We start from the raw sequence: 26,164 nt of genomic DNA, 5'->3' as shown, positions 1-26,164 counted from the left end.
ATGAGCCAGTTCGCGGAATACGCCATTTCGGCACTGTTGTTGTTCGGTGGTGCGTTTACGCTGGTCGGCGCAATCGGCCTTGCCCGGCTGCCAGACTTTTACACTCGATTGCACGGCCCCACCAAGGCAACCACCGTTGGCGTAGGCGCCATCATGCTAAGTTCGGTTGTGTACTTCAGCAGTGTGGACCAGGGTATCGATTTTTCCGAAATCCTGATCACAGTCTTTTTGTTTATGACCGCTCCGGTAAGCGCCAACATGCTGGCCAAAGCGGCCATGCATATAGGTGTTAAAACCGTAAAAAATACCGAAGGTAGCCCCTGGCATCAGTAATGAAAGAGGATTTTAAACATGGTACAGACACGAATTTTACCCCCAGCTGACAATGCCCACCAATACCCTCTCCTGATCAAACAATTACTGCTTTCAGGGCCAAGATATGCCCCTGACCAGGAAATTGTGTACGCCAATCGCAGCAAGTACACCTACACCGATCTGATCGAACGCATTCATCGCCTTGCCAACGCCCTCACCGATGCCGGCGTTAAGCCAGGCGACACGGTGGCGGTTATGGACTGGGACACGCCACGCTATTTGGAATGCTTCTTCGCCATTCCCATGATCGGTGCGGTACTGCACACCATCAACGTACGCCTTTCGCCAGATCAGATTGTTTACACCATGAACCACGCCGAAGACGATGTGGTTTTGGTGCATGATGATTTCCTACCGATCCTAGAAGGGTTGCAGAGCGAAATCACCACCGTAAAAACCTATATCCAGCTCAGCGATGAAAACACCGCAAAGGATACACAGTTAGAAACCGCTGGCGAGTACGAGGCACTTCTAGCCAACGCTGCGACCGAGTTCGATTTTCCAGATTTCGACGAGAACAGTGTTGCCACCACTTTTTACACCAGCGGCACTACCGGCAACCCGAAAGGCGTTTTCTTCAGCCACCGCCAACTGGTGCTGCACACACTGGCAATGACCGGCTCGCTGGCCGCCTACGATGAAATGCCTCTGCTGCGCTCGTCGTCGGTGTACATGCCATTAACACCGATGTTCCACGTGCACGCTTGGGGCGTTCCCTACGCGGCGACCATGATGGGAATCAAACAGGTTTATCCCGGCCGCTATGAGCCGGAATTGCTGGTTGATCTGCTCAAGGAACATAAGGTGTCCTTCTCGCACTGTGTTCCAACCGTCATGCAGATGATGATGGGCACAGAGTCCATCAAAACAGCAGATCTGAGCAATTGGCAGGTACTGATCGGCGGCAGCGCCATGACCAAAGGCCTGTGCGATGCTGGCGCCAAACTGGGCATCCGTATGTACACCGGCTATGGCATGTCGGAGACCTGCCCGTTGTTGAGCACAACGTTTCTCAAGCCAGAGGATCTGGAGCTGCCGCTGGAGCAGCAAACGGCTCTGAGGATTAAGACCGGCATCGCCGTACCCATGGTCGATCTGGAAATTGTAGACACCTCAGGCAACCCGGTCGCTCACGACGGCGTGGCCCAAGGCGAGGTTGTCGCCCGGGCTCCCTGGTTAACCCAGAGTTACTTCAAACAACCAGATAAAGGCGAAGAACTGTGGGAAGGTGGTTGGCTGCATACCGGTGATGTTGCCTCCATGGAAGCAGACCACACTCTCACCATCAAAGATCGCATCAAGGACGTGATTAAAACGGGCGGTGAATGGTTGTCATCACTGGATCTGGAAAGCCTGATCAGCCAACACCCTGCCGTAGCAGGTGCTGCCGTAGTGGGCATTCCGGATGAGAAGTGGGGAGAGCGCCCCTATGCTTTGATCAACCTGAAGCCTGGCGAGCAAGCCACTGTGGAAGATATTCAGAGCCACTTGCAGACATACGTTGATAAAGGCGAGATCAACAAGTGGGCCATCCCCAGCCAAATTGAGTTTTCTGAAGATATTCCAAAAACGAGTGTCGGAAAGATCAACAAGAAGCTGATTCGTGACCAGTTGAAGTAAGCAGAGCTGATATCACTATGGCCCGCCAGGTTTTCCTGCGGGCCATTTTTGTTTTTCATCGTATAATCCCCCGCCTCAAACCTTTCTCCACTCACTGCTATAAAAGAGCCTTACCATCATGATGTCCAAACTGCGTAACTGGATAGCCAGCCCGAACGGCGTACGTAAAATAATGAATGTTTACGGCCCATATGCAGGCGCTGGCGTGAAAGTTACCCACATTGCGGATGACTACAGTTCCGCGTCGGTAGAAATGAATCTGCGTTGGTACAACACCAACTATGTGGGCACTCACTTTGGCGGCTCGTTGTATAGCATGGTCGACCCTATGTACATGCTGTTGCTGATGAACAGCCTGGGTGAGGACTACATTGTGTGGGACAAATCTGCCTGCATCGATTTCATCCGCCCTGGCAAAGGCCGGGTAACGGCACATTTTGAGCTGACAAAAGAAAGGCTTGAGGAAATCCGTGTGGCCACCGAAGGCGGCAACAAAATGCTGCCGCAGTGGGATGTAGATATTGTTGATGAGAAAGGCGAACGGGTCGCCCGGGTTAACAAGGTTCTGTACGTTAGGAAAAAACGCTAACCACCGGAGCGTTTTACAACCCAGCCTTTCTGTTCCAGAAGTGGCACAAGCAAGTCCCGCTGATCACCCTGAATTTCAACAACACCCTCTTTTACGGTACCGCCGGTGCCGCATTTGGCTTTAAGCACTTTGGCGTAGGCTTTGAGTTCTTTTTCATCCATGGGGATGCCGGTAACCAGCGTAACGCCCTTCCCCTTGCGGCCTTTGGTTTCCCGGCTTAGCCGTACAATGCCGTCACCCTCAGGTCGCTGAGCCTTGCGGCAAGTGCATTCAGAAACCGGATTGCGGCATTCTGGGCACATGCGCCCCTGCTCGGTTGAAAACACCAGCCCGCTTGCAAATTTCTTCGCCATTTATCCTCCGTATATCATGCCTTTGGAACCCATGCCCCCAAAGACTCGGATGCTTTTTATTTCAAATCAGGAGGATACTTGGTGAACATCTCGGCGACCACCTCGTCAACCAGTTTGCTACGGGTTGCGGGAGACTGGTTTTCATTCAAGTAACGACGGCTGGCTGCGCGCCAAACAACTTCTTCGGAATTCCTGTCTACAAGCTCTACCACCAGCTTGCCTTCTTTCACTTCCCGCACGGGAGGCGGCGAAGAAAGCCCCCAGCCAAAATTACCTGTACCGAAGCCTAAACCAAGCCCCAAACCGGACTGTTCAAGGCGCTCTTCTTCCATAATCCGCCAGTGCACAAGAAGGTCTGCTTCCGACGCCTCAACCTTATTCATCGTCTTATTATTCAGCTCCCGCTCAACCGCGCTCTGAATGCGGTTTCCATCCAGGGAGACAAACGAGGCATTGCCAGCATCAGGCGCGAAGGCCCAGGATGAGTAGTCACTGAAAACGACTGCTGAGTTGTAATCCGTCACCACGTTACTGGCACACCCGGCCATGGCCAGTGTTACCAGAGCTACCATAAGAAAACGGGCCATTGTTTACTCCTTCGTGTGTGAGAGACTTAATACCAGTATACGCACAACACACTTATTCGATGCGCTTTTGACCGCTCATGTTTCAAAACTGTAATCCAGTTTATGGGCGTCACAAAAAGCCGTGAAAACATCGGACACATCTTCCGGAACAAGAACCCGCGCGGTAACCGCAGCGCCGTAGTCGATTGAATCCAGTTCAGCCGAATGTACATCACACCAGTGCCGCAGCGGCTGCTCATCGGCAAAGCCCATCGTTATATTTGCCGCGCTAACCGGCTTGTGAACAATTCTTCCCACCGCTGAAAGCACGCTCTCAGCCGCCCCGGCGTAGGCTCTTACAAGCCCTCCCGCACCCAGCTTAATGCCGCCGAAATAACGGATCACCATCACCAGCAAGTCGCCCATATCTTTGTGCTGAATCACGTTGAGAATTGGCTTACCTGCGGTACCGGAAGGCTCGCCATCATCATTCATTCCAGCTTCTGCTGCGGAGCCGGGACGCCCAATTTGGTAGGCCCAGCAGATGTGGCGCGCATCGGGGTGATCCTGATGTGCCTTTTCCAGCCAGTCTTTTACCTCGTCCCGGGAGCCAACAGGGGCAACTCGAGCAATGAAGCGACTTTTCTTTACTTCGGTTTCGCGCTCAAGGTAGCCGGCAGGTACCGGATATTCCTTTTTCATAAACTGGCCTGCGTTTTCATTAATCGACGGCGAACACCGGTAGCCGGGCCACAATCTGCAAGCCACCGCGTTCGCTGTTGTTTGCAGTGATGTCTCCGTCGTGGGCCAGAATGATGTCTTTAGAGATCGCCAGCCCCAGCCCCCAACCTTGACCGCCCCGGGACTTGTCTGCCCGAAAGAAAGGCTCGAAGAGGTGCTCGAGGATGTCATCTGCGACGCCTGGCCCCTCATCCTCGATCACAAGACTTATCCAGCCCGACGACAACGCCAAAGCAACATGAACCACCTTGCTCGGCGGGGTGTAATCCAAGGCATTCTGTAGAATGTTGTCGAACGCCCGCTGCAGCAAGCCGCTATCGCCCAGCACCGACACGCCGGTACTTTCGGGCATGGAATCCAACTTGCAATCCACTCTCTGGTGCTCCGCATAATCCACCGCATCTCGTAATACGTGATTCAGGATATCCACGGGGCGCACGGCTTCCCGGGCAATGCCACCACCCTGTTCGGTCACCCGGTACAGGGTCAGTATCTGCCCGGTCATGGTTTCAAGGCGTTCGTTCTGGCGCAAAATACTGGCCATTAGCTCGTCTTCCACACCGCCTTCGCTGGCCAGCTCAATAGCCACTCGCTGACGCGCCAGCGGGGTTCGCAAATCATGGGAAATGTCCCGCAACACGTGTTTCTGTCGCTCTAGCAACTTGCAGAGTTGATCGGTCATAGCGTTAAACGCCGTGGCAAGCTGCCCTACTTCGTCCCGGCGTGCGGCTATACGCTCGTTAACCCGCAGTTTGGTATTGCCTCCAGCGATAGCTTGCGCCGTGGCTTCCATGTGCCTCATGGGTCGCGATACAAAACGCGCAATTAGCCAGCAAGCTAGGGTGATCAGAACAAACGCCAACCCCATTTCGATAATCCGGAAAACCTTGGGCTCCAGCCAGCCCTCGCCGTGCATTTTCGGCCAGGCAACCAAACGGTACCCATCACCCATATCGACAATCGCGGGTTTTTGCCGATACCACCCGGATTTGATCCGTGAGCGAATAGCCGAAGGTAAACGGTTGTCATCATCCGCACTGATCATCATCAGATGCAGGCCCAGCTCATCACCTTGCGCATTGAGAAACCTGTGTGCCTCCCGGCGCCCGCGGTTATCGCGGATGGCTGCTACCTCAAACCCAAGGTCTCTCAGTTCAAGCTGGCGCTCAATGGCTGCGCGCTCGCGATCCAGTAATACCCGGGAGGCCAATTTGCTGACAACCACCGTTACGGCCATGGCCAGCCAGATTAGCAAGAAGATCCGCCAGAACAGCGGAACCATCCACCGGCGCTTCATGCCGGCACCCGATAGCTGTACCCGAGACCACGTACCGTCTCGATCCTGGGTGGATTATGGTTACCCAGCTTCTTGCGAAGATTGCTGATGTGCATCGCTTGTCTCTACCCAAATTTTGTCAATCGATGCGTGCTCGATCGATGTGTGCAAGATGTGTTGCCCTAAGTCTAACACGGGCTCCAGAACCTCCCGACTCTGGCCACCGCCCTGCTTGCAGCCAGCCCTATGTTGATGGCCGAAAGGCATGAATAAGCGCTGCGCGCAGTCGCAGAAGTGATCACAAGCCGGGTTTTAACGTAAGGTATCGGGAGCGATCAAGGAGTACGCCCCAGCCATGTCAAAACCCGCAATATCAAACATAACACTCGAGGCCTGCCATTCCCTTTCCGACATCCCCCGGGAGACATGGGAACGTCTGGCAGGCACCGACAATCCGTTTCTCCGATACGAGTTTTTTGAAGCACTGGAAACCTCCCGCTGTACCAGTGCGGAAACCGGCTGGAAACCTTGCCATCTTGTGTTTCGCATGGAAGGCGAGATTGCAGGGATCGCTCCCGCCTACCTCAAATCCCACTCTATGGGTGAGTACGTTTTTGATTGGGCATGGGCGGACGCCTACCAACGTTATGGCCTAGATTATTACCCAAAACTCCTGATAGCCGTCCCTTTTACACCTTCCCAAGGGCCGCGGTTATTACTCGATTCAAAACTACGCAGCGCTCTCGACGCCCAGCAGATGCACGACCTTCTGGATTCCCTTATCGCGCGTATGGGCGCTCACTCGTGGCACCTTTTATTTCCCAATACAGAAGACCAGCAACTGCTCCATCACGAAGAACAGCTACACCGCATAGGCTGCCAGTTCCACTGGCACAATCGCGGCTATGGCGGCTTCGACGACTTTCTGGGCGAACTCACCTCACGCAAGCGCAAGTCCATACGTAAAGAACGCCGCCAGGTGGCGGAGCAAGATATTACCTTCACCTGGTTTCATGGCCGGGATATTCCCGACCACGTTCTTGCCGCTTTTTATGTGTTCTATCAAGCCACTTATCTGAAACGCGGGCAGCGGCCTTACCTGACCCAGCAGTTCTTTGAACAGATGCGGGAAAGCATGCCCGAGCACCTGCATGTCATCATGGCGGTAAAAAATGGCGAGATGATTGCGGGGGCTCTTTTTCTGAGTGGGCGAAACACACTCTACGGCCGCTACTGGGGCTGCCTTGAGGAGTACAACCATCTGCACTTTGAAACCTGTTACTACCAGGGCATTGAGCTCGCAATCGTGTTGGGCCTGCAAACATTCGATGCAGGTGCTCAGGGGGAACACAAACTGGTGCGGGGTTTCGAGCCGGTGTTAACGCATTCGTGGCATGGAGTCGCCCAACCGGCCTTTCATGAGGCCATTGAAGCGTTTACACAGGAGGAGGCAGAGCAGGTTATGGGTTACTTCGAAGACGCCAAAACGGTACTTCCTTTCCGTCAAAACAGCCAACAGAACGACGGAGCCTGATGAGCCGCCCACTTGGCGGCACCCGGCTCCGCATCCACATCAGCTTTCCTTGACCCGAAAACCTATTTTCAGCGACACCTGATAGTGGCCAACCTTGCCATCAACAATGTGTCCGCTGGTTTCCGTTACTTCGAACCACTCCATATTGCGGATACTCTTCGCCGATTCCGCGAGGGCATTTTCGATCGCGCCCTCAATGCTTTTCTCTGACGAACCCACAATTTCGACTTTCTTGTACACGTGGTTATCGGACATACCAAAGCTCCTTGTATTCAGTGGCTTTCACAAAAAGCCTATAGGACAGACCGCTGTCCGGCAAATCACGATCTTGTAACCTCAGGAATGAGCAAACTACCGATTTTTAAGCTATCTACTTATTACCTAAAAGAGATATCGAACGAGTGCAGCCGCAAGAATACCCGCCGCAATGGCTGGCAACGGCTTCTTGAGAATAAGCATCGCAACGGCGGTCACTGAGAGGGCCACAAGCGCGCCTGCGTCACCCGCAAAAGCCATAGGCACGATGATGGCGATGAGCACGGAACTGGCCATGGTGTTGATGAAGCTCTCGATGCGCGGGCTTATCCGCACGAAGGACATCACAAACACGCCCCCGAACCGGGTTAATAGGGTAACCAGCATCATGAGCAATATCAGTGTCAGAACGCCTGTGGTGGTGGTTTCAATGGTCATATCCGCTCCTCCACGCTCTCATCATCTGGCTTCTTTTCGAGCCAGAAAAAGCCGACTAAACCGCCGGCAAGGGCTCCGGCGACTACGTGCGTATTGGCAGGCAGCCACTTCCATGCCGCCAGCGAGGCGACGGCTGCGAACGTCCAGGCCACCAGCACCCGAGGGTTCTTTTTTCCGCCCAAGGCCATGGCCAACAAAAAACAGCCCAAAACCATATCCAGCCCGAGGCTTTTAGGGTTCTGCAAAAGCCCACCGAAATACACGCCCAGCCAGGTACCAATAATCCAAGCCAACCAGAGCACCAGCCCGCCGCCCAAAATCACCTCAAGGTTTCGCCTGCCGCTTTGGTACTCTTGGGCAGACACCGCCCAGTTAGCGTCGGTAAGGAGCAAAATAAGGCCATAGCGTTTAGCCGGCGAGACATCCTTCAGCATGGGATAGAGCGAAGCGCCCATCAGGAGATGCCGGGAGTTGATGGCGAAAACCACGATCATAACGGGGATAACAGAAACTTCTGCGCCCCACATATCGATCGCCGCAAATTGCGAGGCGCCGGCAAATACTAGGGTGCTCATCAGCAAGGATTGGAGAGGATCCAGCCCATTCTGAACGGCGGCCAAGCCAAATGCAGCACCGAACGCCACCACGAACAGTGAAATAGGGAGCATCCGGATAAGTTCAGAACGAACCTTCGCGGGCTGGAACTTATAGGGATATTGCGTGTTTTTCATCTACGCAAGCTAAGGAAATTCCGGCTGTACGCGTATCAGTAGTTTCCGCAGGCGTGAGTTACTGATCTTCCAATATGTTTTGCAAATGCAACTAACACATAACCACCCATGGCTCTTCGCAGCACAGATATTACAATTGACCTCTGAGCTTACAGCGATTAGTTTACGTTTAGTCTGGACCCACAAGGGCAATCCCCTTCGGGAGACCCGGGCACCTGAAATCAAACGCCGGCCACAAGCTGGACGACAAAAACAACACTGCCGCTGCCGCCGAGATCCGGCCAGGTGGAGAGGATTTCAATATGCGTACATCAGCACGTCTTCGAGACGTCTTGTGCAGTGCACAATGGCACCCGTCTGTTAAGATCATCGCCTTTCATTTCCACAGGATAACGCCTATCCAAGCCATGGAAGAGAGGTAAGCCGCCATGAATGTATTCAGCCATCCCGAATTTGATAACCACGAGCATCTTTCTTTTTTCTGCGACCCAGAAAGCGGGCTCAAAGCCATTGTTGCCATACATAACACCTCCCGTGGGCCGGCCCTTGGCGGCTGCAGGATGTTCCCCTACGCCAACGATGAAGAAGCTTTGCGTGATGTGTTGCGCCTGTCACGAGGCATGACCTACAAATCTGCGCTAGCCAACCTTGATCTGGGCGGAGGAAAATCGGTCATCCTTGGCGACCCGCGCAAGCATAAAAGCGAAGCCTTGTTGGAAGCTATGGGCAAGCACCTTGAAGGGCTTGGCGGCCAGTACATTGCAGCCGAAGATTCCGGCACCAGCGTGTCGGATCTGAAAATCATGGGTCGGCACACCCAACACGTTGCCGGTATTGTCGAGCGCACCGCTTACAACGGCCAGCCCAGTAATGGTGACCCTTCCCCTACCACCGCCTATGGCACTTTTATTGGCCTGAAGGCGGCAGTAAAACACAAGCTTGGACGCGAGGATCTGACCGGTTTGAAGGTCGCTATCCAGGGTATTGGCAACGTGGGATACCGCCTAGCTCGCCACCTGAAGGACGCCGGAGCAGAACTTTGGGTTTACGACATTCACCACAAGAACATGCAGCGTGCAGTGGATGAGCTGGGTGCCCATGCGGCATCGGCTGAGGACATCCTGTTTCTGCCGGTAGACGTGGTCGCACCCTGCGCCATGGGTGCCGTGCTTAACGACGACAGCATCCCCCGCCTGAAAGCTACGGTCATCGCGGGCGCGGCCAACAATCTGTTGCAACGCCCGCATCATGATCAGGCCCTAAAAGATCGCGGTATCCTCTATGCGCCAGACTTCGCCATCAACGCCGGTGGTATTATCGATGTGTTCTACGAGCGCACCGGCGCTTCCCCCGAGGACGTACGCGCCCATGTGGAAGGTATAGGCGAAACGCTTGCCGAGATCTTTACACGCTCGGACGACAGCGGCGTTCCAACGGGTGTGGTTGCTAACACACTTGCGGAAGAACGCTTTCGGAAGCATTCCAGCGTAGCGGAAACTTCACGCGAGCAGCTTATTGGCGCCGGTTAATAAACGGCATTTGCTTTGCGGGGCCGTGATCAGTTCACGGTCCCTGTTCTTCCAAAGAAAAACAACTATCTGGCAGGAGACAATTATGTCTGAATCACATGCGCCTACTCTAGGAGCAATGGAAGGCTCGAACGCCAAACGGGGGCTCTGGTCTTCACGTTTAGCTTTTATTCTTGCGGCTACGGGCTCTGCCGTTGGTCTGGGCAATATCTGGAAGTTCCCCTACATCACCGGTGAGAACGGCGGCGGCGCCTTTGTGCTGGTATACCTTCTGTGTATCGCCGCAATTGGCCTGCCTATCATGATGGCCGAAGTGTTGATTGGTCGCCGTGGCGGACGAAGCCCAGTTAACAGCCTGAAACAGATCGCCAAACAGCAAGGGCTTAACCCAGCCTGGCGCGCAGTTGGCGCCGTTGGCGTGCTTGCTGGCTTCCTAATTCTCTCGTTCTACTCGGTTATTGGCGGCTGGGCGGCATCCTATGTGGGCACAGCGGCCACCGGGCAGCTTACCGGCCAGTCTGCGGATGCCATTGGCGCCATTTTCTCTGATTTGCTCGCTGACCCGGTCACTCTGTTGATGTGGCACACCCTGTTTATGGCGCTGGTCATGCTTGTGGTGGCAAAGGGCGTTCGTGCGGGGCTTGAGCGCGCCGTCAGTATCCTCATGCCAGCCTTGTTCCTGCTGCTGCTCACGGTTGTCGGCTACGCCATGACCACCGGTGAGTTCGGCCGAGCGGTGACCTTTCTGTTCCAGCCAGACTTCTCCAAACTCACCACCTCAGGTGTTCTGGTAGCACTGGGCCACGCCTTCTTCACGCTGAGTCTCGGCATGGCAGTGATGATGGCTTACGGCTCCTATCTGCCAAAGAACATTTCCATCGCCAAAACCTCCATTGCCGTATGCGTAATCGATACCGGTGTGGCTCTGCTTGCGGGCTTAGCCATTTTCCCGATTGTGTTCGCGAACGGCCTTGAGCCAGGCGCCGGCCCGGGCCTAATCTTTCAGACCCTGCCGCTGGCATTCGGCCAGATGCCCATGGGCAGTCTGTTCGGAACCCTGTTCTTTGTATTGCTGATATTTGCCGCCTGGACGTCGGGCATTTCCCTGCTGGAGCCCATCGTGGCATGGCTGGAAGAACAAAAAAGCATGAATCGCACCCGCAGCACGCTGGCAGCCGGCTTCGTGTGCTGGTTACTGGGCATTGCGTCGATTCTTTCCCTGAACCTGTGGTCGGATTTTGCGCCACTGGGGTGGATCGGCATGCTTGAAGGTAAAACGATCTTTGATCTGCTGGACTTCTTTACTGCCAACATCCTGTTGCCTCTCGGCGGCCTGCTGGTTGCGGTGTTTGCCGGCTGGGTGATGTCACGCGAGGCGATGGAGAACGAACTGGAGCTCACCAAACCCATGTTCCGTCTGTGGTACATCACCGTACGCTACATTACGCCAGTGGCTGTAGGCGCGGTATTTGTCTATAACCTGTTCGGATCGTGAGCAGCATTGGGTAAGGAGCCCATTTATAACTGATCGGGGCTATAACTGATCGAGGGAGACCTTCAGGGTCTCCCCGATTCTTGCGTTCAGTTTAAGATCCGCCAACTCCTCCGCACGGGTCCGGCCTAGATTAAGGGTGGCAATAGGCTTGCCGAATTCTTTGGCGTACCGGCAAAAACGGAAGCCCGAGTACACCATCAGCGACGATCCAATCACCAACAAACCATCACTGGCTTTGAGTGCATCCAGTGCTGAATGCACCCGTTGCTTCGGCACATAATCCCCGAAAAACACCACGTCCGGTTTCAGGATGCCGCTGCATTGGGGGCAATCTGTCAGACGAAACCCGGAGAAATCCACGTCCAGATCCGCATCACCATCTGGGGCGACATCAGCTTCGTATTGCGCGAAATCCGGATTGAGATCGGCACAGCGTTCGTGCACATCATCCCGGGGGCATCGGTAGCCACAACTCATACACAGCACTTCATCCGCGCGGCCATGCAAGTCGCTCACACCGTGAGTACCGGCTTTCTGGTGCAGGCGGTCTACATTCTGGGTCACCACCAGACTGGAGTGATTACGCAGTTCAAGGTCGGCAATGTAGTAATGGGAGGGGTTGGGGGTGGCATTACGCATCACTGGCCAGCCAATCAGGCTGCGCCCCCAGTAACGCTGGCGGGTTTCAAAGTTCTCCATGAACTCGCGGTGCTGAACCGGCTGTTTGCGCTTCCAGGCACCTTCGCCATCGCGGTAATCCGGAATACCGGAATCGGTGCTGACGCCAGCGCCGGTCAAAATCAGGAGTTTGGGATAGCGGTGAATAAAATCCGCCAGCAGCTCACCGGCCTGCTCCGGTTCATGCAGAATCGATGGCTCATCCAGCTCCGGGAGGCGCTGGTTTGAACTGAAAGGATGAGTACGGTGGGTCGTCACTGGCATACACACTCCGGCAGGTTCAGCCCGGCTTGCGGGCCACGTAAACGGTGTTGAAAGATTCTCTGTTCTGGAATGGATTATAGAAGCTCACAACATGACAGACCACTTCAGTGAACACTTCCCGCAGCACGTCCATGAATACGGCGTCTTCGCCCTCGTTGGACCACATAGCAAAGATGCCACGGGCTTTGAGTTGACGGGCCATACGGCCGATATTTTCCGTGGTGTAAAAGCTGGCGTTCGAGTCGTTCAGCAGGGCGCGGGGTGAGTGATCGATGTCCAGCAAGATGGCATCAAACTCTTTGCCGGGCGCTGTCGGATCAAAACCACCGCTTTGAGGATCGGCAACGGCCAGATCAAAGAAGCTGCCGTGAATGTAGCGGCTGCGCGCATCTGCGTTGATGTCTTTGCCAAGGGGTACCTGCTCTTGCTGGTGCCAGCGAATAACCGGCTCCAGGTAATCAACAATCAGCAACTCCCCTACTCGCTTATGATTGAGCGCAGCCACGGCGGTATAGCCGAGCCCCAAGCCGCCTACAACAACACTTAGGTTGTCGCCTTCGGTTTCGCCTAATCCGAGATCAGAGAGGGCTACTTCGGCGTCCACAAACATGCTGGACATGAGAAACTCTTCACCCAGCTTTACCTCGAAGATATCTCGATCGCCCAGCGCCGGGATGCGGCGACGGCGCAGTGTGATCTCACCAATTTCGGAGGGCTGACTATCAATTTGCGCGAACAGGCGTCCCACTGTATTGCCTCTTTTTTCGTGATTGGTCGTTTAGCCTTAAACCTGCTTATGGGAAGCAGAGAGGATCGCACGCATTTTCTCGGCGCCTAGCTTGTTCATCAGCTCGATGTTACGCGATGGAATTCCATCCACATCCGGATGGCTATCAATCGCAGCTTCCAAGCTGGCTTCCCGTAACAAGTGCAGCATGGGAAACGGAGAACGATTGGTGTAGTTCTCCGCTGCACTCGGCTTCGTGTCTGCAAACTGATAATCCGGATGAAAACTGGCGATTTGGTAAACACCTTCCATATCCAGATACGTGAGCAACCCTTCTGCAGCGTCCAGAAACTCGTTGTAGAGGCCGAATTCCTGCATTACGCGGGGATGAATCAGTAGAGTGGTTTCAATATCCGGCTCATCGTCCAAGCGCAGGAGTTCAGTTTGGAGGGCTTGGAGTAATGAATCCTCGTTATCAGCCTCAGAAACCACAAACCTCACACGATCCCTGACCAGTTCCCGTTTGGCGAACGGGCACAGGTTATAACCAACCACAACGTCCTCGACCCATTTCTGGGTCGCCTGAACTACCGATTCTTCGCTCACTGCAGCTTCCTCGTGTGGTTGATCGAATCTACGAAACTCAAACGTATCCCTGACTACGCAGGTAATCGTCGTAGCTGCCGCTAAAGTCAGTAATACCCTCAGGCGTCAATTCAATAATCCGAGTCGCCAGTGAAGATACAAACTCACGGTCGTGGCTCACAAAAATCAATGTACCCGGGTAGTTCTCAAGCGCCAGGTTCAACGCCTCGATGGACTCCATATCCAAGTGGTTGGTGGGCTCATCCATCAGCATCACGTTTGGCTTTTGCAGAATCAGCTTGCCGAACAGCATGCGCCCCTGTTCACCACCGGAGATTACCCGCACCGACTTAGCAATGTCGTCGCCAGAGAACAGCATGCGCCCCAGCGTGCCGCGTATCAGTTGCTCACCGCCCGTTGTCCACTGAGCCATCCATTCTGTCAGCGTATCGTCTGCGGCGAAATCCGCCGTGTGATCCTGAGCGTAGTAGCCCACTTCGGCGCTGTCCGTCCACTTTATCTCACCGCTGTCAGGCTCGTACGCGCCGGTCAGGCACTGCAGTAGCGTGGTTTTACCGATACCGTTAGCACCGATGATGGCCACGCGCTCGCCGGCTTCAACCTGCAGGTTCAGCTTGTTGAATAGAGCCTTTTCATCGAAACCCTTGGTCAGTTCCCGAATGGTTACCGCCTGGCGATGTAGTTTTTTGCCTTGTTCAAAGCGGATGAACGGGCTGATGCGGCTGGAAGGCTTTACTTCATCTAGCTGGATCTTATCGATCTGGCGTGCGCGAGAGGTCGCCTGCTTCGCTTTCGAGGCGTTGGCGGAGAAGCGGCTTACAAACTGCTGCAGCTCTGCAATCTGGACCTTTTTCTTCGCGTTATCCGAGAGCATACGATCACGTGCTTGTGTGGCGGCAGTCATGTACTCATCGTAATTCCCCGGGAACAGCTTCAGCTCGCGGTAGTCCAGGTCCGCCATGTGGGTGCACACGCTATTCAGGAAGTGGCGGTCGTGGGAAATGATGATCATGGTACTGCTACGAGCCACCAGAATGTTTTCCAGCCAGCGGATGGTGTTGATATCCAGGTGGTTGGTAGGCTCGTCCAGCAACAGAACGTCTGGGTTCGAGAACAGTGCCTGAGCCAGCAGTACCCGCAGTTTCCAGCCTGGCGCCAGGCGACTCATAAGCCCATTGTGCTGCTCTAGGGGAATGTCCAATCCTAAAAGCAGCTCACCGGCGCGGGATTCGGCTGTGTAGCCGTCCATCTCAGCAAACTGTACTTCCAGATCCGCAACCGCCATACCGTCTTTTTCGCTCATCTCTGGGAGCGAGTAGATGCGATCACGTTCTTCTTTAACCTCCGACAGCTCTTCATGGCCCATGATGACTGTGTCGATAACAGAATAGGTCTCAAAGGCAAACTGATCTTGTCGCAGTTTGCCCAAGCGAACGTTCGGCTCTAGCATGACCTGGCCTCCGGAGGGCTCGAGGTCACCGCCGAGGATCTTCATCAGAGTGGATTTACCGCTGCCGTTGGCCCCGATCAGGCCGTAGCGATTGCCGTTACCGAACTTGGCAGAAACGTTTTCAAACAGGGGCTTGGCCCCGAATTGCATGGTAATATTGGCAGTAGAGATCAAGAAACAAACCTATAGATGTGAGGGCCAGCGCCGCGCCGGCTAAAGAAAGCGGGCATTGTACAGGTTTGCAGTGACAACCGTGAGGTCGCAAAAACCCCGATAAAAAGGCTTGCCTCAAGCGAAGGGGACGGGCAGCATTCCTCCTCTGAAGTACCCATTCATTCTCTTTAAGGATAATTACCATGGCAGAAGCAACCGCACGCCACATTCTGGTAGACAGCGAAGCAAAATGTGAAGAACTGAAGAAGGCCATTGAAGGCGGCCAAGATTTTGCAGAAGCTGCCAAGCAGCACTCTTCTTGCCCTTCCGGTCGTAGCGGCGGCGACCTAGGCACCTTTGGCCCAGGCCAGATGGTTCCCGAGTTCGACCATGCAGCATTTAACGGCGAACTGAACACCGTGATCGGCCCCATCAAAACCCAGTTTGGCTACCACCTGCTGGAAGTAACCGGTCGCAGCTAAGGGTTTTCTAGGCGCGGTTAAGGGCTTTCTAAGCACAGCTAAGTGCTCTTACCGCGCCTGCCCTATTTTTGCGGGGAGAGAAAACGCGCCATCTGATTGCCGATGGATTCAATCGGATCGGTAATGGCCTGTTGAATACTCTGGGTAACCGTTTTTGAAAACGCAGATCCCGGGCCACTTTCCAGAAAATCGATATACAACCCCATCTCCTGAGCGCTGATTTTTTCATAGGTGTGCAGATAACTGTCATACACCTGCTGCTCAACAACGCCCCGAATTTGGCCGCGCTGGTTCTCTATGTTCTGTTTGAGCGCATCGTAATTTTCTGAATCACTGCTGAACGCTGCCATAGCGGTTGCCAGCCCAAGCTGCACGGCAATGGTGGTATCTACTGCGCTTTCGGTGGCGCGGGCTGCACGGTCAAACCGCTCAAACGTCTGGGCGCGATCCGTGCCTTTGTATTTCTTGTTCAGCTCCGGCGCCCTAGCCTGAATCTGTCGCCAAGCAGCTGGGTCTGAAGCCGCCACTTCCGCAGCCGAGATTTTCTTGGCCACGGGTGTCTTGTACCAGCTCTCTACTGCTTCAAGCTGCTTCCCGGAGAGGTCACGCTCGAGATTCTTCACAATCTGCTGCTCTATATCCGCAGCACGGAAGCTGTTAGTGACGACATATCCAATGGTGTCCGCAACCATTGGTGGAAGCTGCTGGTTCCGCTTCAGACCCTCGCGGATGCCTTCGCTCATCATGGCGGGGTAGCGATCAACAATGTCGTCGATAGGTGATGCCGACAGAACCTGCTGGGCACTAGGCGCGGCCATGGCAGGGCCAGCCAGAAACAGACCGGTGATTAAAAGAGGTTTAACTAGGGTGCCAAGCTTCATTTAACTATCATCCTGTTTGGTGGATGCTGCGTTTATGACACGCGCACCCTCCCCTGAGCAAGCAATCCATGGGTTCTGGAGATGACAGTTTGGTAGGAAAATTCTGGCAACCGACACGCCCACGCAGGAAACGGCGCCAAACCCGCCGTGATCGATGGTTATCCCGGTTGAAATGGTACGGCCTTCCGGTGCTCGGGGTGCTTATCGGCACATGGGCAACACTACGTTTTAGCCTGCTAGCCCCCAACCCACCGGTTAACCCCGATGATCTGTGCGAAATTTTCCGGAAGCATACCGTCTGGTACGACTACGCAAGCGATTCGCAGGCACGTTGGGGTACGCCCATCGCGACCCAAATGGCTTTCGTTTACTACGAGTCCTCATTTCGCAGCCACGCCCAGCCACCCAGAACGGTGTTGTGGGGCTTTATACCTTGGAGCCGCCCAACCACGGCGTACGGCTACGCCCAGGCTTTGGACCCCGCGTGGGGGGAGTATCTTGCCGCCAATGGCGACGGTTTTTTCACCGTACGCACCGATATGGAGCACGCACTGGACTTTGTAGGTTGGTACAACCATCTCACCAACCGACAACTCAACATTCCCTTCTACAACCCACGCCAGCTTTACTTGGCTTACCACGAAGGCCGTGGCGGTTACGCCCGCAAAACCTTTGCCCGTAAACCCGCGGTAACCGCTCTGGCCTCAAGGGTTCAGAGCCGCGCCTTCCGTTACGATAATCAACTCAAATCCTGTGAGTAGGAATTCCAGTGCTGGCATTGGTATCAGTTTTGGCCATTCTGTAGCTGAAAACGATTCGCACAATCATTGGGCTGCCGGGTTGAACTCAATAACCGGCGCCTGGGCCTGCAGGCGCTCCACCAGAAACTCCATCACAATGCGAACCCTGGCCATTTGCTGGGTATCTTGGTTTACATGTAACCAAAGATCGACGCTTTCACCCTCAATCGGATCTGACAGGCGGCGCAGTTCTTTGGTGGCCTCACCCAAATAACACGGCAACACAGCCAAGCCGGCTCCCGCGCGAGCCAACGTGTACATTGCATGCAAGCTGTTGCAGCGGATCACCGAACTGACACCTTTCAGTTGCTTGCGGTACCACCGGCCCGTTGCTAGGTGACTGAAGGTGTCGTCTGGAATAATCCAGAGGCAATCATCCGCATGATTCTCAATATCCATATTGCGATTGCGCCGGCAATATGCGGCAGAACCGTATACAGCAGACTCAATGGAAGCGATGCGCTCCCCCTCCAATGTCGCTTGGGGTTTGTTTTCCGGGCGCAAAGTCAGGTCCGCTTCCCGATGACTGAGATTGGATACATCGTTGTCCGTCAGTATTTCTAACTCAATGTCGGGAAACTCACGCACCAACTCCGCCAGAATCGGCCCGAGTAATTCGCTCATCATCGCGTCTTCTGTCGCCAAACGCACTCTGCCCACGGGCGCTGAATCCTGCCCTACCAGCTTGCGTTCGAGATTTTCCATCTCAACCGACAGCTTTGCAGCATTGCGGAAGGCGGTTTCCCCTGCGGGGGTAAGCTGCAGCCCATCGCGGTTTCGTTCAAAAAACTGCACACCCAGCGACTCTTCCATCTGATCCAGCCGACGCAAAACCGTGGTTTGGTGCACACCCAGTAATTCTCCGGCTTTTGCGAGGGTTCCACCTATTGCCAGAGCATGTATATATCGAAGATAATCCCAATCCATAAGCTACTGCGTATTTGCAACATGAATAGGGATTTTAACGTATTTAAGCTGCAAAATAACACCTCTACAATTAGCGTAAATTCGGATTGGTTCCGGAACTAACTCACCAGATAAGGAGGAAGTCGCTATGGCACAAAGACATATCGCAACCGTTCAACCGCTACCATCCAGTATCCTCCATAATAGTACTGAGGTGAGAAGCCAGCATACCCGTGCGGCTGCTAAGATAGCGGTTCAGTTCATGAGCCGTAAACTGCGCTCATTTAACCGCAAGGCCGTTGCGGGAACGCCGGATATGGCCCAGATGCAAGGCGGACACTGATTACAGCTAGGCAAACGTAAAGAGCTGCATCTATAGCGCAACCCTTTATCGACAACCTGACTGAAAACGCCGACGTCTCTTAAATCGAGGCGCCGGCGTTTTGCATTACACAGTCAGAACTCCCATATCACCTTCTTTTTCTGCTCAAACCATTCGTCCATCTTACGGTTATAAATCTCCTCGATCACGTTTCGCTTGATCTTCATGGTGGGTGTCAGCATGCCGTTTTCCATCGTCCACGGCTCTTTCACCACCACCACAAACGCGATCTTTTCGTGTGCCTCACAGCCTTCGTTCACCGCCTTCAACTCGTTTTCCAACTCCTGCTCTAGCTCATCCCGGTTTGTGCCATTTGAAAGCGCACCCCGGGCCTCCTCCGAGAGCAGTATCATCATGCACGGCTGGGGCTGGTTGGCACCGGCCACACAAACAACCTCCACCGAAGGATGATTAAACCGGTTCTCAATAGGCACCGGCACCACATACTTGCCCTTGGAGGTTTTGAATATGTCTTTCACCCTGCCGGTAATCCGCAGATAGCCATCGGCATCGATTTCGCCCATATCACCGGTTTTTAGGAAGCCGTCGGCGGTAACGTCCTCCCGTGTTTTTTCTTCATTTTGATAGTAGCCCAGCATCGCTCCCATACTTTTTACCTGCACCTCGCCGCCATCACCGATACGATGCTCCACGCCGGGATTGGTCACGCCCACGTAACCACTCCTGGCCTGCCCCGGCCGGCTGAGGTGGGAGTAACCGAAGTTCTCAGTCATACCGTACACCTCCAGCAACTCAAGCCCGAGGTTGCGGTACCAATTGATGATCTCTTCCGACAAAGGTGCCGCGCCAGTCAGGGCCACACGGCAATGATCCAGCCCTAGCTGCCTAACAACCTTCTTTTTCACTAACGAGCCGACGAAGGGAATGCGAAACAGAAATTTTTGCTTTCTGAGCGGCAATTTCGTGTTCACACCCAGGTAGAACTTCATCCACAGGCGCGGCACAGAGAAAAACAGAGTTGGCCGGGCCCGCTGTAGATCCTCCTGAAAGGTGTCTAGGGAATTGGCAAAATAAACACGAAAGCCAAAATACAGTGACAGGGTTTCCACCGCTGCTCGCTCTGCCACATGAGCCAAGGGAAGATAGGAAAGCATGCGATCGTCTGGTGTCGCAGTGAACATCTGCTCCAACCCGTCCGCGACCGCCACCATGGCGCGGAAACAGTGCATGACGCCTTTAGGGCGGCCGGTGCTACCTGAGGTGTACACAATAGTAGCCAGCGAATCCGGATCGGGTAATTTGGGCGATGCCGGCTTGTGCTCCGCAATAATATCCAGCCACTGGGGAGTATCCTTTCGTGGCGACATGGGCAGAGAGATAATCGGAAGATCCGAAGGAATATGTCCTTTGATATCGTTCCAACCATCTGCTATTCCATCGAGCTTTCCTAGAAAAAGCAGCGCAGCCCCGCTGTGCTCGAGAACATAGGCGGCAGATTCACCGTTGAGTGTGGGGTATAGCGGTACAGACACATGCCCTGCTGCCCATATGGCCAAATCTGACAACATCCAGTGCGCACTGTTTTTGCCCAACACTGCAATACTGCTACGTTCAGGCAACCCCAAACTGTTCAGGTGGGCGGCCATACGCGATACCTGATCAGCCGCCTGCCTCCAAGTGACTTCCTCCACCGTGCCATCTGGATAGGGTTGGGTCATATAAAGCGTATCGGGACGCTGCTCCGCCCAGTAATACAACGCGTGCAAAGAGGTTTGTCTACGGGGATCCACTGCCATGAAAACTCCTTATAGTTGTTATTGCCTGCGGGCTTGCGATCAGCGCCGAAAGCGGGTTTCTAGCACCACGGCTGAGTTAGTGCGCTCAACGCCATCAAGGTTCCCGATTTCATCCAATACGGTACTCAGCTCCTCCAGAGACTGCGCCTGTACAATCGCTATCAAATCATACTCGCCGCTTACCGAGAACAGTTGCGATACTTGGCTGATGCTCTCAAGTACAGAATTGGTTCGCGCTGTTAGTTTCTGGGCGACTTTTATAGACACGTGTGCCTCCACTTGGCTCGCCAAAAAAACCCCACCCAATTGCACAGAGTACCCCGCAATCACGCCGCTGGCCTCCAGCCGCGCTATCCGGTTTTGCACCGTTGATCGCGACAGGTGCAAGGCCTTGGCCAGATCCGTAATGCTGGCTCTGGCGTTTTGCCGTAGCAGCATAATTAGCTTTTGGTCTGCGCTCCCAATCATCTTGACTACTCATCTGGTCATTATGACAAAAGCATAGTCCATTTCGCGCATTTTGCACCTGCAAACTGTTTAGGCTTAGCTTCATACTGTCCCGAAACAACGTCAGGTTGCAGCCCATGATCATTCGACCAATTACCGACAGGGATCTGGACACCCTGTTTCAAATAGCCACGGAATCCGGCTCGGGGTTTACATCACTGATGCCCGACAAAGATGCTCTGGCACAAAAAATCGCTCACTCAATGGCTAGCTTTGAGCGTCGGGTGTCATGCCCTGGCGACGAGCATTACCTGTTCGTACTAGAAGATGAAACCACCGGAGACATCCTCGGCACCACCGCAATAGAGGCAAGTGCAGGGCACACTCAGCCGCTTTATCATTTCCGCCGTAACACGGTTACCCATCATTCCCGGGATCTTGATCTTCGCCGAAGCGTGGAAACCCTCACTCGCTGCAACCATTACACCGGCTATTCTGAAATCTGCTCGCTTTATCTGCGACCGGAGTTCCGCCGCGCCAATGCGGGAAAACTGCTTTCCCGAGTGCGCTTCCTATTTATGGCTCTTCATCCTGAACGCTTTTCAGACAAAGTCATTGCCGAGATGCGCGGCGTTTCCAATGCCGCTGGCCAATCGCCTTTCTGGGACTGGCTGAAAGCCCACTTCGTTGATATGGAATTCGGCCGGGCAACTCATTTAGTGGGAGCAGGCTATACAGATTTCATTGATGAGCTGATGCCTTCCCATCCGCTCTATACTTGCCTGATGAGCCCAGAAGCCCAGGCGGTTCTCAGCCAAGTACACGACCACACCCGGCCAGCCTTGCGGATACTGGAAGCAGAGGGTTTTCAACACAAAGGGCTCATCGACTTGTTCGATGCTGGGCCAACCGTTGAGTGTGCCCTGGCTGACATTCGCAGCGTGAAATCCTCTGCGCCATGCACTGTCCAAATTGGCGGCGCTAGCATGAGGACTAGCATGAGAGCTAGCAGTGACGATGAACCTGCTAACTACCAACACAACCAACCAATCCTGATTACCAACACAGGAACGGCAGACTTCCGGGCAACCATCACATCTGAAGTATCTGCCCATCCAAGCCCCGAAAAAGCAGATAGCGCGCTGGCAAATACACTGATTGTCTCCCCTGCCCTTGCTACAAAGCTGCGCCTTAGCGACGGCGAGCCCTCCCGATTTCTGCCTTTAAATCAGGCAGCACCCGCACTAATTCGAAGCACGGCCACGGAGTTAAACTATGCATACTGACCGCAATACCCTGTTCGAGAAGCTCTGGCAGAATTATCGAGACGTTACGCCGTCGGCTGCGCAAATACACCGCTTTCTGGGTGCCGAAGAAGACCACGGGATTATTAACGACCATATCGCTCTACGAACGTTCAACCTGTCACCGGTTGGTCTGGAATCTCTTGCGGAGCACTTTCTTGCTCTGGGATACCGCCAAGGGGGTGAATACCACTTTGAAGGCAAAAAACTCTATGCTCGGCACTATGAGCATGAGGACCCGGAAGCGCCCAGGGTGTTCATTTCAGAGCTGCTGACAGAACAGTGTTCACCGGAGCTTCAAGCTACGGTGAAAAAACTGGTAGAAGAGATGACAAAAGAACAGGTTACCGCAGACGACTTTTTGTATTCAGGCAGGCACTGGGATTTGGATTACGACACCTACCGAAAGCTGCTAGATGAAAGCGAATATGCAGCTTGGCTCGCTGCTTGGGGCTACCGCGCGAATCATTTCACCGTAAGCGTTAATCACCTGCAGAACTTTGAGACAGTCGCCGATATAAACCAGCTTTTGAAAGACAATGGCTTTACGGTGAATGCTTCTGGTGGGGAAGTAAAAGGCTCGCCTGAAGACCTGCTTGAGCAGTCATCCACCATGGCCGACCGGGTTCCGGTTCAGTTCAGTGATCGGGACATGACGATTCCCAGCTGTTTTTATGAATTTGCACTGCGCTATCCAATGCCCGACGGCAGTCTTTACAACGGGTTTGTCGCCGCCTCTGCAGACAAAATCTTTGAGAGTACCAACGCCAGCATGTAAGGCCAACATAAAAAGGCCGGCACGGGCGCCGGTATGCAGTCCCGCAGACACTGCTTACTCACCGTTACAAGGGATAACGGTTTTACAACGGTGGTGGCGACATAGAAGCGGCCTCTGCCGAGGAGAAAACATGTCTGCATCCATCAATCATCTCGACGAGCGCACCCAGGATTCGGGCGAACTGCTCGAAGATATCATGCCTTCAGCAATCACACTTGCAATGATGCTGCGCCATAAAAAAATGGCCGCTTGGCTGCGAGCAGAACTCGACGGCTATCAGGATCATGATGCTGCACCACCCTACCGCAGGAATCTACCAGGGCATATTGTCGCAAAATCCCCGCAATACGGATGGATTCCCGCCCCTGTAAGTGACCAGCAGACACAGGAGTTTGGTCACCTTGATTTGATCGAGGGTACAAAGTCTCTAGAAAAAGTCTGCGTTAATAGCAAAAAGGGCGACGGCAACCGGCTACTGCTCGACGAAGATGATATGGCCATCCTGCAGAAGCAGATCAATCTGAGTGCTGAACTAGCCATCAACCTGAGCCGTAACGTCTATTCGCGCCTTTTGATAACCGTGCGGGGCGCAATCTATCTGTGGACGCAGGAGCTGATGGCAAGAGGACTGGCGGGAGAACACAACCATTACAGCCCTGAAGAACGTGCCCAGGTAACTGATTTGGACACCCCGGAAGGTTTCTGGCGCAAAGCTATGGATGAGGCAGACACCCTGCCCATTCCCGATGTGCGTTCCGCTGGCTTCTTCGAACGGATGTTTGGGCGGGCAAGCTGAGCTAAACTAACTCCTTGTTCCCGAACAATCCCGTTTTTGTTCAACGCAACGAGGAGTTTTGATGAAGCCTATCGTCACGCTTCTGCTGGCCTGCCTGCTTACACTGGCGGGCTGCCAGTCGTTATCGGACAACAAATCTGCCAGCAGCTCAGGCTATGAAAACCTGCCCGCCAGTGCACAGGGGAAAACCTCCAATGCTGTCTTCCTCAGTGCCCAGCACTGCCTGAGCGAATATATGAGCGATCAGAGCCGCATTCATTTTGGCCCCTGCCTAAAAATCGTAAGTGTAGACGGCGACAGCCCCCAGGTTCGGGATGATGGCTTTATAGAGCTACCTGCAGCTACCCCCGCAACCATCGGTACAAGCTGCGTCTACCGTCATGCTGACGGTTCACCTATCCCTGCAACCATGGAAACAACGGATTTCCATGTTACCCAGCAAATGTTTACCGAGCCGGGCAAGCGCTGGTATTTGCATGCAAACAAGAAAGCCCGTCAGGTTATTGGCTGCGATCCAACACTATCGCGCTCAACAAGCCCGACTGAGACAACGAATTGAAAAAGCTAGTTCTTCGCGATGGCCGCACTTTGGCCTATACCGATCTTGGCGATCCGCAAGGCTACCCACTGGTTTTTGGCCATGGCATGCCGGGCAGTCGGCTACAGGGCCATTTTTTCCATGCCCAAGCGCTGCGACATGGCTTCAGGATTCTGACGCCAGACCGCCCGGGCATTGGCAACTCAGACTATCAACCCGAACGCCAGTTGCTGGATTACCCAAACGACATCCAGCAACTCGCCGACGCGCTGAGTCTCGAGAGGTTCAGTCATTTCGGCTGGTCCAGCGGAGGTTCACGCACCCTTGCCTGCTGCTACACGCTGAGCGACCGGGTGGATCTGGGCGTGTGCCTCTCGGGTTATACAAACTTTTCGGAGTATGGAGGGGACCATACTCTGCTTGAGGCAACACGTTGGCCGGGCCCACGGCTGGCCCGTTGCAGCCCAGGGTTGGTAAGGCTTGTAGTGCAGTTGGTAGTCGGCCTCTCCCGGCGCCATCTGGGTCTGTATATGCGCGAGGCCAAGAAACTGGTTAACTCAGCTGACCGCGATCTGCTTCGTCATTTGCTGCAAGGAGATACCTTCCAGCGCGATCAGATGCTTTGCCTTGAAAGCGGCGGCAAGGCGATCGCCACCGACCTGCTCACCGAGCTTGAAGACTGGGGTTTCAGTTTAAAACAAGTGCACACACCCATTCTGATTTTTCAGGGGGAGGAAGATGCGTTCGTGCCCGTGGACTATGCCCGACACCTTGCGGAACATCTTCCCAACGCAGAATTGACACTGATGCCGAGTGCCGGCCACCTCTACCCGTTAGCGGAAGACTTTCAAAACAAGCTTTTCGAACGTATCCGGCAAGGGTTAGCAGATACTGCATCACAAAGGAGAGCTCAGCCTTAATGACTACCGATATCAACATCGTCTGGCTTGGTGCCTTAGCGAGCTTATTGGCAGGCCTCGCAACCGGCATAGGTGCCTTGGCGATATTCTTCGTCAAGTCCCTGTCTGACCGCTTGCAAGACAGCATGCTGGCAGGTGCTGCGGGCGTAATGCTGGCCGCCTCCTTCTTTTCGTTATTGCTTCCGGGGCTGGAACACGGTGAGGCACTGCTAGGTTCAACCTGGGCTGCGGCGCTGTTGGTGATATTCGGCATATTGTCTGGCGCAGGGGCTCTGTACTATATTCACCAAAAACTGCCCCACGAACACTTTAACCTTGGGCCGGAAGGCCCTGATGCCTCGCACGTACGCCGTATCTGGCTCTTTGTGATCGCCATAACACTGCATAATTTCCCAGAGGGCATGGCGGTGGGCGTTGGTTTTGCAGGGGGTGATGTGCGCAACGGCTATGTGTTGGCCATGGGTATCGGCGTTCAGAATATTCCAGAAGGCCTTGCCGTTGCACTCTCACTGATGGCCATTCAGTACTCACGGGCCCGGGCTTTTACTATCGCACTGCTGACCGGGCTGGCCGAGCCCATCGGCGGTGTATTCGGCGCTGCCTTGGTATCGTTGGCAGAGCCGATAATGCCCTGGACTCTAGGGTTTGCTGCCGGAGCCATGCTGTTCATCATCAGCAATGAGATTATTCCGGAAACCCACCGGAACAATTATAAAACCGTGGCGACCTTCTCACTGCTGGTGGGCTTTGTTGTGATGATGTTTCTGGACGCCACTTTGGGTTGATGTCGCAC

General features: G+C 54.2%; 30 protein-coding genes and 1 pseudogene. 15 read left to right on the top strand and 16 right to left on the bottom strand.

All coding sequences use genetic code 11. From position 1 onward, the window contains the following. From CPH80_RS20310 to CPH80_RS20300, 3 genes are all read left to right on the top strand, one after another. The gene (locus CPH80_RS20310; protein WP_096280909.1) at window positions 1-333 is read left to right on the top strand and encodes a Na+/H+ antiporter subunit G; all 333 of its coding nucleotides are present in this window, start codon (window positions 1-3) and stop codon (window positions 331-333) included. 18 nt (window positions 334-351) lie between these two features. Next, window positions 352-1,995: a fatty acid--CoA ligase gene (locus CPH80_RS20305; protein WP_096280906.1), complete on the top strand. Its 1,644-nt coding sequence runs from the start codon at window positions 352-354 to the stop codon at window positions 1,993-1,995. Between the two features lie 118 nt (window positions 1,996-2,113). Continuing rightward, window positions 2,114-2,584 carry a DUF4442 domain-containing protein gene (locus CPH80_RS20300; RefSeq protein WP_096280904.1) on the top strand — a complete coding sequence of 157 codons (471 nt, stop codon included), beginning with the start codon at window positions 2,114-2,116 and terminating at the stop codon, window positions 2,582-2,584. Here CPH80_RS20300 and CPH80_RS20295 read toward each other — a convergent pair. The 5 genes and pseudogenes from CPH80_RS20295 to CPH80_RS20275 all read right to left on the bottom strand — a co-directional run. Next, complete coding sequence (locus CPH80_RS20295; protein WP_096280901.1) at window positions 2,581-2,937, bottom strand: translation initiation factor Sui1; 357 nt, start codon at window positions 2,935-2,937, stop codon at window positions 2,581-2,583. The two genes, CPH80_RS20300 and CPH80_RS20295, sit on opposite strands and share 4 nt — an antisense overlap. 56 nt (window positions 2,938-2,993) lie before the next feature. After that, window positions 2,994-3,524 (bottom strand): DUF4136 domain-containing protein, encoded by a 531-nt coding sequence (locus CPH80_RS20290; RefSeq protein WP_096280898.1) that lies wholly within the window; start codon window positions 3,522-3,524, stop codon window positions 2,994-2,996. A gap of 75 nt (window positions 3,525-3,599) precedes the next feature. Next, window positions 3,600-4,205, bottom strand: a complete 606-nt coding sequence (locus CPH80_RS20285) for a YigZ family protein (RefSeq protein ID WP_096280895.1) — start codon at window positions 4,203-4,205, stop codon at window positions 3,600-3,602. A gap of 19 nt (window positions 4,206-4,224) precedes the next feature. Then, complete coding sequence (locus tag CPH80_RS20280; protein WP_096280892.1) at window positions 4,225-5,541, bottom strand: sensor histidine kinase; 1,317 nt, start codon at window positions 5,539-5,541, stop codon at window positions 4,225-4,227. Then, window positions 5,538-5,636 (bottom strand): annotated as a pseudogene (locus CPH80_RS20275) (winged helix-turn-helix domain-containing protein); the annotation flags it as partial. The pseudogene CPH80_RS20275 and the gene CPH80_RS20280, both read right to left, overlap by 4 nt. Window positions 5,637-5,875: 239 nt before the next feature. Between CPH80_RS20275 and CPH80_RS20270 the strand changes: the two are divergent. Beyond that, on the top strand, window positions 5,876-7,054 hold the full coding sequence (locus CPH80_RS20270) for a GNAT family N-acetyltransferase (RefSeq protein WP_096280889.1): 1,179 nt from the start codon (window positions 5,876-5,878) through the stop codon (window positions 7,052-7,054). Between the two features lie 39 nt (window positions 7,055-7,093). Here the strand turns inward: CPH80_RS20270 and CPH80_RS20265 are convergent, their stop codons facing one another. From CPH80_RS20265 to CPH80_RS20255, 3 genes are all read right to left on the bottom strand, one after another. Beyond that, window positions 7,094-7,309 (bottom strand): dodecin, encoded by a 216-nt coding sequence (locus CPH80_RS20265; protein WP_096280886.1) that lies wholly within the window; start codon window positions 7,307-7,309, stop codon window positions 7,094-7,096. A gap of 126 nt (window positions 7,310-7,435) precedes the next feature. After that, window positions 7,436-7,747: an AzlD family protein gene (locus tag CPH80_RS20260; RefSeq protein WP_096280883.1), complete on the bottom strand. Its 312-nt coding sequence runs from the start codon at window positions 7,745-7,747 to the stop codon at window positions 7,436-7,438. Then, a complete protein-coding gene (locus CPH80_RS20255; RefSeq protein WP_096280880.1) occupies window positions 7,744-8,478 on the bottom strand; it encodes an AzlC family ABC transporter permease in 735 nt (244 codons plus the stop codon). Before CPH80_RS20255 ends, CPH80_RS20260 begins: the two co-directional genes overlap by 4 nt. Window positions 8,479-8,906: 428 nt before the next feature. Here CPH80_RS20255 and CPH80_RS20250 point away from each other — a divergent pair, with 428 nt between their 5' ends. Together CPH80_RS20250 and CPH80_RS20245 are read left to right on the top strand one after the other, a co-directional pair. After that, window positions 8,907-10,007, top strand: coding sequence for a Leu/Phe/Val dehydrogenase (locus tag CPH80_RS20250; protein WP_096280877.1), 1,101 nt, complete (start codon window positions 8,907-8,909; stop codon window positions 10,005-10,007). A gap of 85 nt (window positions 10,008-10,092) precedes the next feature. Next, complete coding sequence (locus CPH80_RS20245; RefSeq protein WP_096280874.1) at window positions 10,093-11,502, top strand: sodium-dependent transporter; 1,410 nt, start codon at window positions 10,093-10,095, stop codon at window positions 11,500-11,502. A gap of 39 nt (window positions 11,503-11,541) precedes the next feature. Here the strand turns inward: CPH80_RS20245 and CPH80_RS20240 are convergent, their stop codons facing one another. From CPH80_RS20240 to CPH80_RS20225, 4 genes are read right to left on the bottom strand one after another with little or no spacing between them, the layout of a single operon-like run. Then, window positions 11,542-12,444 (bottom strand): NAD-dependent protein deacetylase, encoded by a 903-nt coding sequence (locus CPH80_RS20240; RefSeq protein WP_096280871.1) that lies wholly within the window; start codon window positions 12,442-12,444, stop codon window positions 11,542-11,544. 16 nt (window positions 12,445-12,460) lie between these two features. Beyond that, a complete protein-coding gene (locus tag CPH80_RS20235; protein WP_096280868.1) occupies window positions 12,461-13,192 on the bottom strand; it encodes a spermidine synthase in 732 nt (243 codons plus the stop codon). A 36-nt stretch (window positions 13,193-13,228) separates the two neighbouring features. Next, window positions 13,229-13,777, bottom strand: coding sequence for a DUF1415 domain-containing protein (locus CPH80_RS20230; RefSeq protein ID WP_096280865.1), 549 nt, complete (start codon window positions 13,775-13,777; stop codon window positions 13,229-13,231). 37 nt (window positions 13,778-13,814) lie between these two features. Beyond that, window positions 13,815-15,401, bottom strand: a complete 1,587-nt coding sequence (locus CPH80_RS20225; RefSeq protein ID WP_096280862.1) for an ABC-F family ATPase — start codon at window positions 15,399-15,401, stop codon at window positions 13,815-13,817. 182 nt (window positions 15,402-15,583) lie between these two features. On the opposite strand from CPH80_RS20225, the gene CPH80_RS20220 reads away from it, so the two are divergent. Next, entirely contained in the window at window positions 15,584-15,862 is a 279-nt protein-coding gene (locus tag CPH80_RS20220; protein WP_096280859.1) for a peptidylprolyl isomerase, read from the top strand. Window positions 15,863-15,924: 62 nt separating this feature from the next. Here CPH80_RS20220 and CPH80_RS20215 read toward each other — a convergent pair whose 3' ends face one another. Next, window positions 15,925-16,743 carry a DUF2059 domain-containing protein gene (locus CPH80_RS20215; protein ID WP_096280857.1) on the bottom strand — a complete coding sequence of 273 codons (819 nt, stop codon included), beginning with the start codon at window positions 16,741-16,743 and terminating at the stop codon, window positions 15,925-15,927. Window positions 16,744-16,910: 167 nt separating this feature from the next. Here CPH80_RS20215 and CPH80_RS20210 point away from each other — a divergent pair, with 167 nt between their 5' ends. Beyond that, window positions 16,911-17,504, top strand: coding sequence for a lysozyme-like domain containing protein (locus CPH80_RS20210; RefSeq protein ID WP_413772275.1), 594 nt, complete (start codon window positions 16,911-16,913; stop codon window positions 17,502-17,504). A 63-nt stretch (window positions 17,505-17,567) separates the two neighbouring features. Here CPH80_RS20210 and CPH80_RS20205 read toward each other — a convergent pair whose 3' ends face one another. Next, entirely contained in the window at window positions 17,568-18,470 is a 903-nt protein-coding gene (locus CPH80_RS20205; RefSeq protein ID WP_096280853.1) for a LysR family transcriptional regulator, read from the bottom strand. 127 nt (window positions 18,471-18,597) lie between these two features. On the opposite strand from CPH80_RS20205, the gene CPH80_RS20200 reads away from it, so the two are divergent. Further along, entirely contained in the window at window positions 18,598-18,792 is a 195-nt protein-coding gene (locus tag CPH80_RS20200; RefSeq protein WP_096280850.1) for a hypothetical protein, read from the top strand. Between the two features lie 113 nt (window positions 18,793-18,905). On the opposite strand, the gene CPH80_RS20195 is transcribed toward CPH80_RS20200, so the two are convergent. Beyond that, window positions 18,906-20,588, bottom strand: coding sequence for an AMP-binding protein (locus CPH80_RS20195; RefSeq protein WP_096280849.1), 1,683 nt, complete (start codon window positions 20,586-20,588; stop codon window positions 18,906-18,908). A gap of 39 nt (window positions 20,589-20,627) precedes the next feature. Then, complete coding sequence (locus CPH80_RS20190; RefSeq protein WP_096280846.1) at window positions 20,628-21,056, bottom strand: Lrp/AsnC family transcriptional regulator; 429 nt, start codon at window positions 21,054-21,056, stop codon at window positions 20,628-20,630. Between the two features lie 116 nt (window positions 21,057-21,172). On the opposite strand from CPH80_RS20190, the gene CPH80_RS20185 reads away from it, so the two are divergent. The 6 genes from CPH80_RS20185 to CPH80_RS20160 all read left to right on the top strand — a co-directional run bounded on the left by CPH80_RS20185 (window position 21,173) and on the right by CPH80_RS20160 (window position 26,156). Further along, window positions 21,173-22,321, top strand: a complete 1,149-nt coding sequence (locus CPH80_RS20185; protein ID WP_096280843.1) for an arginine N-succinyltransferase — start codon at window positions 21,173-21,175, stop codon at window positions 22,319-22,321. After that, complete coding sequence (locus CPH80_RS20180; RefSeq protein ID WP_096280840.1) at window positions 22,311-23,117, top strand: DUF1338 domain-containing protein; 807 nt, start codon at window positions 22,311-22,313, stop codon at window positions 23,115-23,117. Before CPH80_RS20185 ends, CPH80_RS20180 begins: the two co-directional genes overlap by 11 nt. Window positions 23,118-23,247: 130 nt before the next feature. Then, window positions 23,248-23,913, top strand: a complete 666-nt coding sequence (locus tag CPH80_RS20175; RefSeq protein ID WP_096280838.1) for a hypothetical protein — start codon at window positions 23,248-23,250, stop codon at window positions 23,911-23,913. A 61-nt stretch (window positions 23,914-23,974) separates the two neighbouring features. Beyond that, window positions 23,975-24,472: a hypothetical protein gene (locus CPH80_RS20170; protein WP_096280835.1), complete on the top strand. Its 498-nt coding sequence runs from the start codon at window positions 23,975-23,977 to the stop codon at window positions 24,470-24,472. Continuing rightward, entirely contained in the window at window positions 24,469-25,371 is a 903-nt protein-coding gene (locus CPH80_RS20165; protein ID WP_227520275.1) for an alpha/beta fold hydrolase, read from the top strand. The genes CPH80_RS20170 and CPH80_RS20165 overlap by 4 nt, the downstream gene beginning before the upstream one ends. After that, window positions 25,371-26,156, top strand: coding sequence for a ZIP family metal transporter (locus tag CPH80_RS20160; protein ID WP_096280833.1), 786 nt, complete (start codon window positions 25,371-25,373; stop codon window positions 26,154-26,156). The genes CPH80_RS20165 and CPH80_RS20160 overlap by 1 nt, the downstream gene beginning before the upstream one ends. Window positions 26,157-26,164 lie beyond the last annotated feature (8 nt).

Source organism: Marinobacter sp. LV10R510-11A (assembly GCF_900215155.1).
Taxonomy (GTDB): domain Bacteria; phylum Pseudomonadota; class Gammaproteobacteria; order Pseudomonadales; family Oleiphilaceae; genus Marinobacter.
This window is presented reverse-complemented; position numbering and strand designations above follow the sequence as displayed.